Source organism: Marinobacterium stanieri (assembly GCF_900155945.1).
GTDB classification, from domain to species: domain Bacteria; phylum Pseudomonadota; class Gammaproteobacteria; order Pseudomonadales; family Balneatricaceae; genus Marinobacterium; species Marinobacterium stanieri.
This window is the reverse complement of record NZ_FTMN01000007.1, coordinates 77,034-90,758: the sequence shown is the minus strand read 5'-3', so window position 1 is coordinate 90,758 and position 13,725 is coordinate 77,034. Positions and strand designations below refer to the sequence as shown.

At 56.1% G+C, this 13,725-nt stretch carries 12 protein-coding genes; 2 read left to right on the top strand and 10 right to left on the bottom strand.

Annotation, left to right across the window (positions count from 1 at the left end; all coding sequences use genetic code 11):
- Window positions 1-52: 52 nt before the first annotated feature.
- The 4 genes from BW956_RS15255 to BW956_RS15240 all read right to left on the bottom strand — a co-directional run bounded on the left by BW956_RS15255 (window position 53) and on the right by BW956_RS15240 (window position 4,234).
- Window positions 53-1,588: an arylsulfatase gene (locus tag BW956_RS15255; protein WP_175612027.1), complete on the bottom strand. Its 1,536-nt coding sequence runs from the start codon at window positions 1,586-1,588 to the stop codon at window positions 53-55.
- Between the two features lie 535 nt (window positions 1,589-2,123).
- Window positions 2,124-2,723 carry an NAD(P)H:quinone oxidoreductase gene (gene wrbA, locus BW956_RS15250; protein ID WP_076463852.1) on the bottom strand — a complete coding sequence of 200 codons (600 nt, stop codon included), beginning with the start codon at window positions 2,721-2,723 and terminating at the stop codon, window positions 2,124-2,126.
- A 16-nt stretch (window positions 2,724-2,739) separates the two neighbouring features.
- Entirely contained in the window at window positions 2,740-3,723 is a 984-nt protein-coding gene (locus BW956_RS15245) for a glutathione S-transferase family protein (protein WP_076463849.1), read from the bottom strand.
- A 64-nt stretch (window positions 3,724-3,787) separates the two neighbouring features.
- Entirely contained in the window at window positions 3,788-4,234 is a 447-nt protein-coding gene (locus BW956_RS15240; RefSeq protein ID WP_076463846.1) for a DoxX family protein, read from the bottom strand.
- Between the two features lie 218 nt (window positions 4,235-4,452).
- Between BW956_RS15240 and BW956_RS15235 the strand changes: the two genes are divergently transcribed.
- Together BW956_RS15235 and BW956_RS15230 are read left to right on the top strand one after the other, a co-directional pair.
- Complete coding sequence (locus BW956_RS15235) at window positions 4,453-6,435, top strand: DNA topoisomerase III (RefSeq protein WP_076463843.1); 1,983 nt, start codon at window positions 4,453-4,455, stop codon at window positions 6,433-6,435.
- 66 nt (window positions 6,436-6,501) lie between these two features.
- Window positions 6,502-7,935: an aldehyde dehydrogenase family protein gene (locus BW956_RS15230; RefSeq protein ID WP_076463840.1), complete on the top strand. Its 1,434-nt coding sequence runs from the start codon at window positions 6,502-6,504 to the stop codon at window positions 7,933-7,935.
- 40 nt (window positions 7,936-7,975) lie between these two features.
- Here the strand turns inward: BW956_RS15230 and BW956_RS15225 are convergent, their stop codons facing one another.
- From BW956_RS15225 to arsC, 6 genes are all read right to left on the bottom strand, one after another.
- Entirely contained in the window at window positions 7,976-9,589 is a 1,614-nt protein-coding gene (locus BW956_RS15225; RefSeq protein WP_083703103.1) for a GGDEF domain-containing protein, read from the bottom strand.
- Window positions 9,590-9,716: 127 nt separating this feature from the next.
- On the bottom strand, window positions 9,717-10,631 hold the full coding sequence (locus tag BW956_RS15220) for a LysR family transcriptional regulator (protein WP_076463835.1): 915 nt from the start codon (window positions 10,629-10,631) through the stop codon (window positions 9,717-9,719).
- Between the two features lie 33 nt (window positions 10,632-10,664).
- Window positions 10,665-12,347: a SufS family cysteine desulfurase gene (locus tag BW956_RS15215; protein WP_076463832.1), complete on the bottom strand. Its 1,683-nt coding sequence runs from the start codon at window positions 12,345-12,347 to the stop codon at window positions 10,665-10,667.
- Window positions 12,344-12,733, bottom strand: coding sequence for a DUF2069 domain-containing protein (locus BW956_RS15210; RefSeq protein WP_076463829.1), 390 nt, complete (start codon window positions 12,731-12,733; stop codon window positions 12,344-12,346). The genes BW956_RS15215 and BW956_RS15210 overlap by 4 nt, the downstream gene beginning before the upstream one ends.
- A complete protein-coding gene (gene wrbA, locus BW956_RS15205; RefSeq protein ID WP_076463826.1) occupies window positions 12,730-13,338 on the bottom strand; it encodes an NAD(P)H:quinone oxidoreductase in 609 nt (202 codons plus the stop codon). Before wrbA (BW956_RS15205) ends, BW956_RS15210 begins: the two co-directional genes overlap by 4 nt.
- Window positions 13,335-13,685 carry an arsenate reductase (glutaredoxin) gene (arsC, locus tag BW956_RS15200; protein ID WP_076463823.1) on the bottom strand — a complete coding sequence of 117 codons (351 nt, stop codon included), beginning with the start codon at window positions 13,683-13,685 and terminating at the stop codon, window positions 13,335-13,337. The genes wrbA (BW956_RS15205) and arsC overlap by 4 nt, the downstream gene beginning before the upstream one ends.
- Between the last annotated feature and the right edge of the window lie 40 nt (window positions 13,686-13,725).

Sequence of the window (13,725 nt, the reverse complement as noted above, 5' to 3'; positions counted from 1 at the left end):
CCGCTCTTGCGAAGCGGGCTTTTAAACGTGTGCGTAGCAGCGGCGCTATCCGTTAGCGTGTGGCCGCTGCTTTCTGTGCTTTCTCGATCGCCTTGTTGACATCAAGTGATGCTGCTTCCTGACGTGGCGGGAACTCCACGAAGGTAGCTACATGCTCGTTCAACAACGCAATAATGGGCTGCAGTACCCAGCTCTTGCGCATAACCTGCTGGAAACCGATATCACCGTCATACTGTTCGTACGGGTCTTTACGCAGGTTGAACAGTTTGGGCATGGTGTGGTTGACCATATCCTCGTAGTACTTGCCACCCGGCTTGCTGGCAAAGTGCAGCTTCCAGGGGCCTACACGCACAGCGGTCAGAGCCGTTTCGTAGTAGTAGAAGAAGCTGTTACGTGCGGATTTTTCCGCTTTGCCGGTCCAGTATTCCAGGTTGTTGACGCCATCGATCATCACCTTGTCACGCTTTTTGAGCTCTTCGGAGACATTGGTGCGACCTGCAGCGGCTGCAATAGTAGGCAGAACGTCTTCATGAGAAGAAATACCGTTCAGCTTCAGGCCTGCCGGGATATGGCTGGGCCAGCGGACAAGGAAAGGAACACGCACGCCACCTTCCCAGGTGGTCATTTTCTCGCCACGGAACTTGGTAACACCGGCGTGTGGCCAGGTGCTGCTCTCGGGGCCGTTATCGGTGGTGTAGATCACGATGGTGTTGTCAGCGATACCCAGATTGTCGATTTTATCGAGCAGCTGACCCACATGGCCGTCATGCTCCATCAAACCACTGCCGAACAGGTCTTCTGCGGAACTGATCGGAGTCGCCAGGTTACGGCTTTCCTCTTTCAGGTGGGTGTACACGTGCATACGGCTGGGAGCGTGCCAGATAAAGAACGGCTTATCTGCCTTTACAGCACGATCCATAAAGTCCAGTGAGCGTGCGAGAACCTCTTCATCAAAGGTTTTCATACGTTCGATAGTGAGGGGGCCGGTATCCTTGACCGTCTGGCCATCGGCGGTCGCAAAGGACTCGATCACACCACGTGGGCCGAATTTCTTCACAAACTCGGGGTCGGTTGGGTAGTCAGCCTGCTCGGGCTCTTCAGACACGTTCAGGTGATAGAGGTTACCGAAGAACTCATCAAACCCGTGCAGGGTTGGCAGATGCTGGTCCAGATCACCCAGGTGGTTCTTGCCGAACTGGGCCGTCATGTAGCCCTCTTCCTTAAGAACTTCAGCCAGGGTCGGGTCGGCTTCCTGAATACCCAGCGGGTTACCCGGCTGACCAACGGTTGTCAGACCCGTACGTACCGGTAACTGGCCCATAAGGAACGCAGCGCGGCCCGCTGTACAGCTGGGCTGGGCATAGTGGTCCGTAAACAGGGCGCCTTCATTGGCGATACGGTCGATGTTGGGTGTCGGGTACTGCATGCCGTGGCTGTAGGCGCTGAGGCTGGTTTGAGCCACATCATCCACCATGATCGCCAGAACGTTGGGCTTGTCAGCCGCCAGAATGACACTGGACGTGCCCATCAGGGTTAATGCCAGAGCTCCGGCAAGGGGGCCGTTACGGCGCTTGGTTGAGGTCTTCATGAAATGCACTCCTTGTTTGGCATTCATTCAATATAGCAAGCGTACGGGTAACAAACGGAAGAAGGACAATAGGTGCACGGCTATGGAGCCGGAGAGGATCTCCTTGAGCGATTGTTTAGGTCGATATGATTCAAACCGGTATTCGCCGATAATGAATCTATCAAACTAGGACTGCCATTTAGCTTAGCCTGCTCTTCCCTGTCTGCAACGATGAATCCCTGATCATTTATTAAAAACGATCAGGGTAAAGGTGAGCGCTCGTGTCACCTTTTTTCAACGTAAATTCAGGCTAACCCAGTTTTATTAAGGGATCTACCTGTGTCCAAGCGCATTTAAAAAATTATTTGGATTCAATGACTTTGAACGGATGAGCGAGACAGGGCTTGAAGCTGGATTCGTCGCCGATCGGCGTCTGGGCATGTGAAAGCCTGCCTGGGAGCAGGCGTATCAAATTGCTAATTCGGGAGTGGGATGAGGGGACATTTTGCAGAGAAGGGCAAACCGAGATCGATTTGCCCTCCAGATGTATCAGGCCTCAGGCAGAGAGTTTGGCCGTGATACGGGCCACATGAGCACCTTGATAGTGTGCCATGGTCTGCTCCTGCTCGCTCGGAGTACGAGAGCCATCACCGCCGGCAATCGTCGCGGCACCCAGCGGAGAACCACCGTGAACCGCGCTGATGTCGGTCATTTCCGGCAAGGCGTATGGCAGGCCTACAACAACCATACCGTGGTGGAACAGGGTGGTATGGAAAGACTGGATCGTAGTCTCGTTACCGCCACCGGTACCGGTGCTGGTGAAGACGCTGCCAACCTTGCCGATCAGCGCGCCGGACGCCCAAAGGCCGCCGGTCTGGTCGAGGAAGTTGCGCATCTGACTGGCCATATTGCCGAAGCGGGTCGGGGTACCGAAGATGATGGCATCGTAGTCGGCCAGCTCCTTGGGATCGGCAACGGGCGCTGTCTGATCCATTTTAACGCCGGCATTGCGGGCCACTTCTTCCGGCATCAATTCAGGTACGCGTTTGACCACAACTTCGGTGCCCTCGACCGATGCAGCGCCTTCAGCGATAGTCTGTGCCAGAGACTCAATGTGACCGTAGGAAGAGTAATAAAGGACAAGAATTTTGCTCATGATTGTAGCTCCTTTTTCAATCGTTGAAGGTTTCGCGTTGATGAGGGTGTTGCAGGTCCAGAATCGGTCCCTTGGGTACGACTCCGGTCGGGTTTATGCTGTGATGGCTGCGGTAGTAGTGATCCTTGATGTGCGAGAAGTTTACGGTCTCACTGATACCGGGCCACTGGTAAAGTTCTCGGACATATCCCCAGAGACTGGGGTAATCGACAATCCGCTTCAGGTTGCATTTGAAATGGCCGTGATACACGGCATCGAAGCGAATCAGCGTTGTGAACAGGCGCCAGTCAGCTTCAGTTATCTGGTCACCGGCCAAGTAACGCTGCTTGCTCAAGCGGCGCTCCAGATCGTCCAGGGTTTCAAACAACGGCATTACAGCCTGTTCGTAAGCGCTCTGAGTTGTAGCGAAGCCCGATTTGTAGACGCCATTATTGACGCGGTCATATACCACTTCATTAAGACTGTCGATTTCGCTTTGCAGCTGAGCTGGGTAGTAATCACCAGGCTCAGCGCCCAAGTCATCGAAAGCCGAGTTAAGCATGCGAATAATCTCGGCTGATTCATTGCTGACAATGGTTTGGCGCTGCTTGTCCCAGAGTACGGGGACGGTCACGCGTCCTGAATAGTCCGGATCTGCCTTGAGGTAGAGCTGGTACAGGTAGTCCAGGCCATAGAGGTCATCACCGGTTGCGCCAGGTTCCGGCGCAAAGGTCCAGCCATGTTCACCCATGTAGCTGTTGACGACGGAAACTGAAATCATGGATTCCAGGCCTTTCAAGGCGCGGAAAATCAGGGTTCGATGTGCCCAGGGACAGGCCAGAGATACATACAGATGGTATCTGCCGGGTTCGGCTTTGAAACCACTGTCACCGCTTGGGCCTGCTTCACCGTCAGCCGTAATCCAGTTGCGGAACTGGGACTCGGAGCGCACAAAGCGTCCCTGATTGGATTCGGTGTCGTACCACTGGTCGACCCAGTGTCCGTCTACGAGCAAGCCCATGTTGATCTCCTGTTGGCTGTTGCATTTAAAGCTGTACGTAGGTAGTACAGCTGCCGTTTAAAAATCAGTGCTGACTCTTGTTCAGCAATCGGTCCAGAGAAAACGCGCCCGCGCCACTGAAGAACAGTGAAACGGCAATGGCAAGTAAGGCCAGACCGAATTCATAACCGTTGTTGCTAATGAACAGGCCGTTACCAATGTGGACGGCGAAGATAGCTACGAGCATGGCGAAAGCAAGAACAGCGGCAGCAGGACGTACCAGCAGTCCGAGCAGCAGCGCCAGACCACCAAAGAATTCGCCACTACCGGCAAGCAGTGCCATCAGGTAACCCGGTTCCAGGCCAATTGATGCCATCCACTGCCCTGTTCCTTCAAGGCCATAGCCACCAAAGGCACCAAAGAGTTTCTGCGCGCCGTGTGCGGCGAAGATAATGCCGGCCGGAATACGCAGGGCCAGCGGCGCGAGGCTGTCATTGGTCGCCAGTACGCGAGTGATCAGGGTAGGGTTCATGGCGTGTCTCCGGGTCATGTCTTAGTGATGGGTTAACTATAGGGACCACCCGAATGATGAAGAACAGCGCAAATTTGCAGCAAATGATCAAAAAAATAGATTGAAACCTGAAGGGAGGGCGTTGAAATATATTTTACTGTGTATTCATACAGTTTATGTATCGACTTGAGTGGGCTGATCTCTTAATCTAGGTTTTTAGTCCTGATTTACCGATATCTATGAAGCTCTACATCGCCGAAAAACCAAGTCTTGGTCGGGCCATCGCTGCTGTTCTTCCCGGGCCACAAAAAAAGGAAGAGGGGCTGATTCGCTGCGGTGGCGATCAGGTTGTCAGTTGGTGTATCGGACACCTGCTGGAGCAGGTAGAGCCTGACACCTACAACCCGGCATTCAAGCAATGGCGTCTGGAACACTTGCCCATCTTGCCGGATGAGTGGCAGTTAAAACCGCGCAAGGGTGTCAGCAAGCAACTTTCGGTGCTGCGCAAACTGGTAAAGTCTGCTGACCAGATTATTCATGCCGGGGACCCGGACCGCGAAGGCCAGTTGCTCGTCGACGAAGTGATCGAGTTTCTGAAAGTGCCTGCCAGCAAAAAATCGCAGGTGCAGCGTCTGCTGATTTCCGACCTTAACCCTGATGCGGTCCGTCGCGCACTCCAGCGTCTCAAGTCCAATCGAGAATTTGTGCCCTTATCGGTGTCGGCTCTGGCCCGGTCCCGTGCGGACTGGTTGTTCGGTATCAATATGACCCGAGCGCTGACGGTTAAAGGGCGCAGTGCCGGTTATAACGGCGTGTTATCGGTTGGCCGTGTGCAGACGCCAGTTCTCGGGCTGGTGGTTCAGCGTGATGCCGCGATAGACGCCTTTGTTCCCAAACCTTTCTACGAGGTGGATGCCCACCTGCTGACCGAGAGCGGCGAGCGCTTCAAGGCACGCTGGCAGCCCAGCGAAGCCTGTGCGCGCTTTCAGGATGAAGAAGGGCGCGTGCTGTCAAAAGCGCTTGCAGAAAATGTGGTGGCCAGAATCACCGGCCAGCCCGGCAAACTATTAAGCGATGAGCGCAAAACAGGCCAGCAGGCTGTGCCGTTGCCCTATAATCTGTCGGCGCTGCAAATAGACTGCGCCAAACGCTTTGGTCTCAACGCCCAGCAGGTGCTGGATGCCGCTCAGGCACTCTATGAAAAGCATAATCTGATTACCTATCCACGATCCGATTGCCGCTACCTGCCGGCAGAGCATTTTGCTGAAGGGGCAAAAGTGACCCAGGCTGTGGCACGAACCCAGCCTGATCTGTCAGCTGCCGTGCAAAATGCCGACCTGAGCTTCAAATCCAAAGCCTGGAACGATAAAAAGGTGGAGGCACATCATGCCATCATACCCACCAGTAAAGCCGCTTCAGCCGAACGCCTGAGCAGAGCTGAACTCCAGGTCTACAGCCAGATTGCCCGGCAGTATCTGATGCAGTTTTACCCTCCATGCCGCTATGCAGACCGTCGGGTTGAGGTCGAGATAGCCGGCGGGCTGTTTGTAGCCAAGGTTAGGCAAATTCTGGACCCGGGCTGGAAGGCTTTGTTGGGGAAAGAAGCCGAAGATGAAACAGTGGGGCAGTTGCCAGTACTCAAGCCCGATGAGCCACTGCACTGTGAACGTGGGGAGTTGCTGGAAAAAATGACCCAGCCGCCCAAGGCATTTACCGATGCAAGTTTGTTGGCGGCCATGACGGGAATCGCCCGTTTTGTGCAGGATGCCGAACTGCGCAAGGTGTTGCGTGAAACGGATGGCCTGGGCACGGAAGCAACCCGTGCCGGGATTATTGAATTGCTGTTTCGGCGGGGGTTTCTGCAGCGCCAGGGCAAGCAGATACACGCCACGGCGGCCGGCAAGGCTTTGATTGCCGCCTTGCCGGATGACTTGAGCCGCCCGGACATGACGGCGCACTGGGAATCCCAGCTGGATGCCATCAGCCGCAAGGCGTTCAATTATCAGGGGTTTATGCAGCCGTTGCAGGATGCCTTGCCGAATCTGATCAGCAGTATTCAGCCCCAGGCGCTGAGCGGTATACCGGCACCGAAAACAGCCGGTAAACGCAGGCGTAAAAGCTCCGGTTCAAAGGTCAAAGGTACAGGCAGCACTTCACGCAAGCGAGGTGCAGCGAGTGCTGCTGCAAGCGGCAGGAAACGTGCAACTTCATCTGCAGTCTAGGGTGACCTCCTGCACTGAGCACGTTATCCTGAAGATGTTAAATATAATGACGAGAAGGGCGAGTAAATGCTGGATAAGCGAACGTTTTATATTGATGGACAATGGGTAGCACCTGCCGAGGCCCGTGACCTTGATGTTATCGACCCCTCGACCGAAACCGTATGCGCGAAGATCTCACTGGGGAGCCAGGCAGATACTGATGCTGCGGTTGCTGCTGCACGCCGTGCATTTGCCAGCTGGAGTCAAACCAGCCGCGAAGAGCGACTGGAATTGCTGGAAAAACTCTACAGCCTGTACAAGGCACGCTCGGCAGAGATGGCAGAAGCAATCTCCACCGAGATGGGTGCTCCCATGGCGCTGGCGCAAACCGCTCAATGGGGGGCTGGCGCCGGTCATATCAAGAACTTCATCCGTGTGCTCAAGGAGTACAGCTTTGAAGCGCCCTTGGGCGATCACGCGCCGGGCAACCAGATTCTGCATGAGCCGATCGGTGTCTGTGCGTTGATCACACCCTGGAACTGGCCGATGAACCAGGTCGCGCTCAAGGTGGTAGCGGCTTTGGCTGCCGGCTGCACCATGGTGCTGAAACCCTCCGAAATCGCGCCGCTATCGGCCATGCTGTTTGCTGAAATGATCGATGAAGCGGGCTTCCCGGCCGGTGTATTCAACCTGGTGAACGGCGATGGGCCGGGTGTCGGCACCCAGCTTTCTGGCCATGCAGAGGTGGACATGGTGTCGTTCACCGGTTCCACGCGGGCCGGTAAGGCGATTTCCATCAATGCGGCGGATACCGTCAAGCGCGTCAGCCTGGAACTGGGCGGCAAGGGCGCAAACATTGTCTTTGCCGACGCAGATGAAAAGGCTGTCGTCCGTGGTGTGCGCCACTGCTTCATGAACTCGGGGCAGTCCTGCAATGCGCCAACACGCATGCTGGTGGAACGTTCAGCGTATGAGCAGGCCGTTCAGACTGCCATTGATGTGGCATCCAAAACCGAAGTCAATCAGGCCTCTCTGGAAGGCCGCCATATCGGCCCGGTCGTGTCTGATGTTCAGTTTGACAAGATTCAGCGGCTGATCCAGCAAGGCATCGATGAAGGTGCGCGTCTGGTGGCCGGTGGCACCGGTAAACCGGAAGGTATGACTGATGGCTATTTCGTACGCCCGACCGTGTTTGCGGACGTGACCAACGAAATGACCATCGCTCGGGAAGAAATCTTCGGTCCGGTGCTGTGCATCATTCCCTTCGATACTGAAGAGGAAGCGATCCGCATTGCCAATGACAGCCCCTATGGCCTGACGCACTACGTACAGACGCAGGATGGCGAAAAAGCCAACCGTGTTGCGCGCCAGTTGCGTGCCGGCATGGTGCAGATGAATGGCGAAGCCCTGGGTGGCGGCGCTCCCTTCGGTGGCTATAAGCAATCGGGTAATGGCCGTGAGGGCGGCCCCTGGGGGCTGGAAGAGTTCCTTGAAGTGAAAGTGGTTACCGGCTGGTCCTGAGCCAGTGAACAGCCGGGCGGCAATTTCCGCCCGGTTGGTGTCAGTTGATGGCGACCAGAGCTTCTTTCTGGACAGCCTGGCGCAACTCCTCTGCAGAAGCGGGAAGGGCTGCAATTGTCTTCTCGGCATGCAGAGGGTTGCGCCAACCCACCCAGCGATTTCTGCCTGACTCTTTCGCTTCGTACAGAGCCAAATCAGCGACCTTCATCACGCGGCTCCAGGTTTCCATGTTTGTATCCAGTTCGTGGCCGGGAATCACAATAAAGCCGACCGAACAGGTCAGGTCGATCTTGCCGTCGACAAAGCCTTTTTGCTCGGTGCGTACACGAATACGTTCAGCAATTTCACTGGCATCCTGAATCGAGCTGATACCGCAAACGGCCGTGAACTCTTCGCCACCCACGCGCGCCACGCAGTCATCGTCTCGGCAGCAGCCTTGCAAGACTTCGGCAAATTCACGCAGCACCTTGTCGCCGTTGTCATGCCCATAGCGGTCGTTGACCTGCTTGAAATGATCGATATCGGTGCTGAACGTGGCGATATAGGGATGCTTTTTGGCAAATTCCGCTTGCTGCAATCTGGAGTCGAGATAGCGCCGATTGCCGAGGCGGGTGAGGGGATCTGTCAGACTTTGTTCCTTCAGCTGCTGCTGCCTGTGCAGCATGCTGATGTGATTGTCACTGATACGTGTCGCCATCTCTCTGAAGCTGCGTGTGAGCTGGCCAATTTCATCCGAACTTTTGGTGGTGGGTATGTCCGCCAGAGAGTGGGACGTCGAGAAACTCTGCATGTTGTGTTGCAGTTGTTCTATGGGCGACAACAGATAGTGTTTAAGCAGAACGTAGGTGACCACACTGCCAAGGATACCCAATACAAAGATGGTGCCCATGATGTAATAGGTGTAGGCGCGCATGCTGTCGAGAAACGGGCGACCCTGTTGCAGCTCAATCTGAAGCGAGCGGTCGGGATCATTAAGGAGAGGTACCCAGGTTTTGCTGACGCTGTCCGAGCCGGGCAGAAGCTGGATGTCGTCTGGGCCTGGAGGTGTTGAGTCCAGACGCAGAAAGATGGCGTGAATTTGGGGTGGGCGCAGCTGTTTGGTCAGGTCTGCGTCGATCAGCTGACCGAAATACAAGGTTCCCCGCGATGGGCCTTCACCTTCGGTGGTCAGTATGGGATTTGCAGCTACCAGCATTACGCCTGCAGGCGTGGCAATCAGGCCCTGACCGCCTTCATTCAGCAAGCGAGATTCCGGGCCTCTAAGCAGCGTGGAGACAAGAGGTTCACGCAGGCTGGAAAGAGCACGCGTGGACTGGTAAGTAACCAGTTTTTCATCTTGAGTGATCAGCAGCATGTCCATTGAAAGCTGCTCCATGGCATCTCCACCAAGAGCCGATTCGACATACTCGGGCGTGCGTGACACCACAAAATCATAGGTATCATCCCACTGTGCCCAGTCAGTGGCCATACGGCGCATATGGGTCAGCTCACGGTCGAGGCCATACTTGATGCGTTCCAGGTCTTCACGCAGGGCGTCGATTTCGAATGCTTCAACCTTGGGGATGACGACTGTCTGCTGAATAAAGGCGATACCGGAGCCCAGCACGGCCAACAGCAATAACAGACTGGCTAATAACTTGGATTTAAGGCTCATGGTGATTAACAAAATACCCTAATGTCGCATTTGTCATTTAGGTTGATTATTAACCAATCCAAGCGGGCTGTCTACTGTTTATTCAGGGTTGGATGGGCCATTCGTAAACAGTATGGCCCAGTGAGCCTCAGGGTGTAAGGTGAACGAGCTTGTTTTGCACCCAGGGGTGATCATTAAGACGGTCGGTCATATGGTCAAGAAAGGCACCGACACGGGGATTCAGGTTACGGCGGCTGGCATAGAGTGCGTTGATCTCCAGCGCCTCCAGTTTAAAGTCATCCAGTACCCTCACCACGCGTCCGCTTTCGACCAGTTCATTACAGAACACATCCGGCAAGCGGCCAATACCCATGTGTTGCAGGATCATCTCACGAACAAAGCTCAGGCTGTTGGTACGCAGGCGACCGCCCATGGTGACGGGCTCCTGGTTGTTCCAGTTAATAAAACGCAGGTGATCGAAGGGGCGCTGCAGTGTGATGCAGGCATGCTGCGCCAGATCTGCCGGTGAGTTGGGCGTGCCGTGCTGCTCAATATACTCAGGTGTGGCAAAGAGTCCGCGTCTGAGGCCACCCACATGACGCGCAATCAGGCTGGAGTTGGGCAGCGGACCCAGGCGAAGCGTGAGGTCGACACCCTCCTCGATCAGGTCAACGGTGCGGGTGCTGAGTTCTACATCCACTTCAATGCGGGGATAGGCCTGCATAAAGCTGGAGATCACCTCATTCATCATGAACACGCCAATCTCGGTGGGCATGGTCAGTCGCAGACGGCCGCGCAGCTCGGTCTTGGAGGCGCTGATATCGTCTTGCACTGCTGCCAGGTCGTCCACCAGTGGTTGGGCGCGAGAAAACAGTTCCTCGCCTTCCGGTGTCAGCTTGAGTTTGCGTGTGGTGCGCTGAATCAGACGAATGCCCAGGGTGTCCTCCAGCTGGGCGATGCGGCGGCTGATAGTGGATTTCTGCACATCCAGGCTATCGGCAGCAGCAGTAAAACTGCCGGTTTCAACCACACGAATGAACAGGTTGAGGTCGTTCAAGTTCATTGAAAGCTCCAAAGACGGCTTGCAGGGCCGACGTTACGAATGAGGTGACTGGGCGAAGGTCTTGAGGTGGCGCACAATCGCCAGCAGTCCATTTCCGCGGCTTGGGCTCAGGTGGCGTTGTAGATCCAATGACGCCAGCATGGCCTCCAGGTCAACCTCAGCGGCTTGGGCCGGGGTCAGACCGTTTATACGTTGTAATAGCAAGGTCACGAGCGCCCGCAGAATACGGGCATCGGCGTCGGCTCGACAGGCCAGACGCCCCTGGTCATCCAGGGCGGTGATGAGCCATACGCGTGACTCGCAGCCGGGAACCTGATGTTCGGGCTGCTGCAGAGATGCCGGCAGGCGTTCAACCTGCCCAGCCAGCTGCATAAGCGCACGGTAGCGTTCATCCCAGTGTTTGGCATCATACACCGGATCGGTGTTAAGTGTAGGGGCTGTTACAGTTGCAACATCGATTTGGCTCTTCTGACTGCACACCAGTTCATCCAGAGCGTGAGCCAGTCGCTCAGCTTCATCGAGCGTATTGTAGAAGGCAAAAGATGCTCGCACCGTACCGGGCAGACCCAGAGACTGCATCAGCGGCATGGCACAGTGATGGCCAGCCCTGACCGCAATACCTTTTTGGTCCAGCCAGTGGGCGATGTCCTGCTGGTGGAACCCCTTGAGCAGAAAGGAGAAGAGCGCGACAGGCTGGTCACCACCGGGCAGAGCCTCAAAGCCGGGTACTTGATGGCAAGCAGACAGGGCATGGCGCATCAGCATCTGCTCCTGCGCTTCCTGAGCTGCACGGTCTTTTTTCAGGTATTCGATGGCCGCCGCCAGACCCATTGCCCCGGCAATGTTTGGCGTGCCAGCTTCAAATTTGAACGGCAGACCTGCGAAGTCTGTGTGTGTGAAACTGACGTGCTCAATCATCTCGCCGCCGCCTTGCCAGGGTGGCATGCTCTCCAGCAGGTCCTGTCGCCCCCAAAGCCCGCCGATCCCCGTTGGGCCAAACAACTTGTGGCCTGAGAACGCATAAAAGTCACAATCAATAAGGCGCAGGTCTACATCGAAATGGGGCAGTGCCTGTGCGCCATCAACAAGCACACGGGCACCTGCCGACTTGGCATCGCGGCACATCTGCTCGATGGGGTAGCGGGTACCCAGCACGTTGGATACATGGCTTAGCGCGACCAGTTTGGGCATGCGTTGCAGCAAATTGCGGAAGGCATCCAGGTCGACATTGTTGTCATCCTGCAGGGGAATCACATCAATCACGGCACCGGTGCGCTGGGCCAACAATTGCCAGGGCACAATGTTGGCGTGATGGGAGCTCTGCAGCAGCAGAATGCGATCACCAGGCTTGATGTGGGTGTTGCCCCAGCTCTGGGCAACCAGGTTGATCGCTTCAGAGGTGCCGCGCGTCCAGATCAGAGTGGCTGCATTATCAATACCCAGCCACTGAGCCAGCGTTGAACGTGCCTGCTCGAAGGCAGTGGTGGCGCGGTTGGACAGATCATGGCTGCCCCTGTGGACGTTGGCATTGCCGGTTTTGTAATAGCGGCTGATGGCATCGATCACCTGACGCGGTTTTTGCGTCGTGGCGGCGTTGTCCAGATATGCCAGTGGCTGCCCGTGTGAACGAGTAGACAGCAGGGGGAAGTCACGCCGCCAGCGGGCGGCGTTGTCTGCGGCGTTTGTACTGCTTACACCTGTAGTGCGTGGCTTCAAGACTGGGCCTCAACCTGCTGTGCTCGGGTCAGCTGACTGCGCCAGCGGGCAAACAGCATGGCGGAGGTAAACAACGTTACCAACAGGGTGCAATCAATAAGACCCAGCCAGCGAGTCGTCGGCACCAGTGCGGCAATCACGGCTTCCAGGAAGTAGAGCAGCAGTACAAAACAAAGCCAGGCGTGGCCGCGCGGGGCGCCTTTTACTACTACCGGCGCGAAAGCTGCCAGCGGCAGGAAATGTACCAGCCATACGACCCAGGGATGGTCACTGCTGGCCGGTGCCAGCCAGAGATACCAGAGCGTAAACAGCAGCAGCAGGCCAAAATAGCTGGCCAGGACCAGGACGCGGCTGATACGGGTTTTTGTTTCGAGTTTGGCGCTCATGAAGCCTCCTTGTGCAACAACGCTTTGGCCAACTGGCCCAGTCGGCGGCCCTGTTGCTGTGCCAGTGCGGTCTCGTTGGCATCCAGTACATGGTTTTCAGCGCGGCCACTGACATGGGTGACCCCATAGGGAGTGCCACCGGTCTGGGTATCGAGCAGTTCGTCAGCACTGTAAGGCAGTCCAGCCAGAACCATGCCATGGTGCAAAAGCGGCAGCATCATGGTCATCAGAGTGGTTTCCTGGCCGCCATGCAGGCTGGCGCTGGAACTGAACACCGAAGCCGGCTTGTCGATCAGGGCACCTGACAACCAGAGGCTGCTGGTGCTGTCGATAAAATGCTTCATGGGAGCGGCCATATTGCCGAAGCGGGTCGGGCTGCCCAGAGCCAGGCCTGCACAGTTGGCCAGATCTGATTCGGTACAATACACCGCTCCGGTTTCCGGTACCGCAGGCTCGCTGGCTTCACTGTTTGGCGACACCGAAGGCACGGTACGCAGTCGTGCTTCCAGACCGGCTTCTTCGACACCACGTGCAATCTGGCGAGCCAGTGCCCGCGTGGCACCATTACGGCTGTAGTACAGAACCAGTACGTAGGGTTGGCTCACGCAAGGATCTCCAGTACGGACTCCGGCGGGCGACCGATACGGGCCTGGTCACCGTTGATCACAATGGGGCGCTCAATCAGTTTGGGGAAGCGGGTCATGGCATCGATGATGGCATCATCATCCAGGCTGGTGTCGTTCAAACCGGCTTCCTTGTACTCCGCTTCTTTGGTGCGCAGCAATTCACGGGCACTGATGCCGAGGGCATTGAGCACTGTCTGAAGCTCTTCAGCACTGGGAACGTCCTTCAGGTATTCGCGCACGTTCGGCTCAATTCCCTTCTCCTGCAACAGTTTCAGGGTTTCGCGGGACTTGGAACAACGCGGATTGTGATAGATGGTGATCGACATGAGGACTCCATACAGGCTTTCATTCAACAGATGAGGGCCC

Excerpts from the sequence above, each read along its gene's own strand:
- BW956_RS15255 (WP_175612027.1), bottom strand. The coding sequence starts at position 1,588 with ATGAAGACCTCAACCAAGCGCCGTAACGGCCCCCTTGCCGGAGCTCTG.
- wrbA (WP_076463852.1), bottom strand. The coding sequence starts at position 2,723 with ATGAGCAAAATTCTTGTCCTTTATTACTCTTCCTACGGTCACATTGAG.
- BW956_RS15245 (WP_076463849.1), bottom strand. The coding sequence starts at position 3,723 with ATGGGCTTGCTCGTAGACGGACACTGGGTCGACCAGTGGTACGACACC.
- BW956_RS15240 (WP_076463846.1), bottom strand. The coding sequence starts at position 4,234 with ATGAACCCTACCCTGATCACTCGCGTACTGGCGACCAATGACAGCCTC.
- BW956_RS15235 (WP_076463843.1), top strand. The coding sequence starts at position 4,453 with ATGAAGCTCTACATCGCCGAAAAACCAAGTCTTGGTCGGGCCATCGCT.
- BW956_RS15230 (WP_076463840.1), top strand. The coding sequence starts at position 6,502 with ATGCTGGATAAGCGAACGTTTTATATTGATGGACAATGGGTAGCACCT.
- BW956_RS15225 (WP_083703103.1), bottom strand. The coding sequence starts at position 9,589 with ATGAGCCTTAAATCCAAGTTATTAGCCAGTCTGTTATTGCTGTTGGCC.
- BW956_RS15220 (WP_076463835.1), bottom strand. The coding sequence starts at position 10,631 with ATGAACTTGAACGACCTCAACCTGTTCATTCGTGTGGTTGAAACCGGC.
- BW956_RS15210 (WP_076463829.1), bottom strand. The coding sequence starts at position 12,733 with ATGAGCGCCAAACTCGAAACAAAAACCCGTATCAGCCGCGTCCTGGTC.
- arsC (WP_076463823.1), bottom strand. The coding sequence starts at position 13,685 with ATGTCGATCACCATCTATCACAATCCGCGTTGTTCCAAGTCCCGCGAA.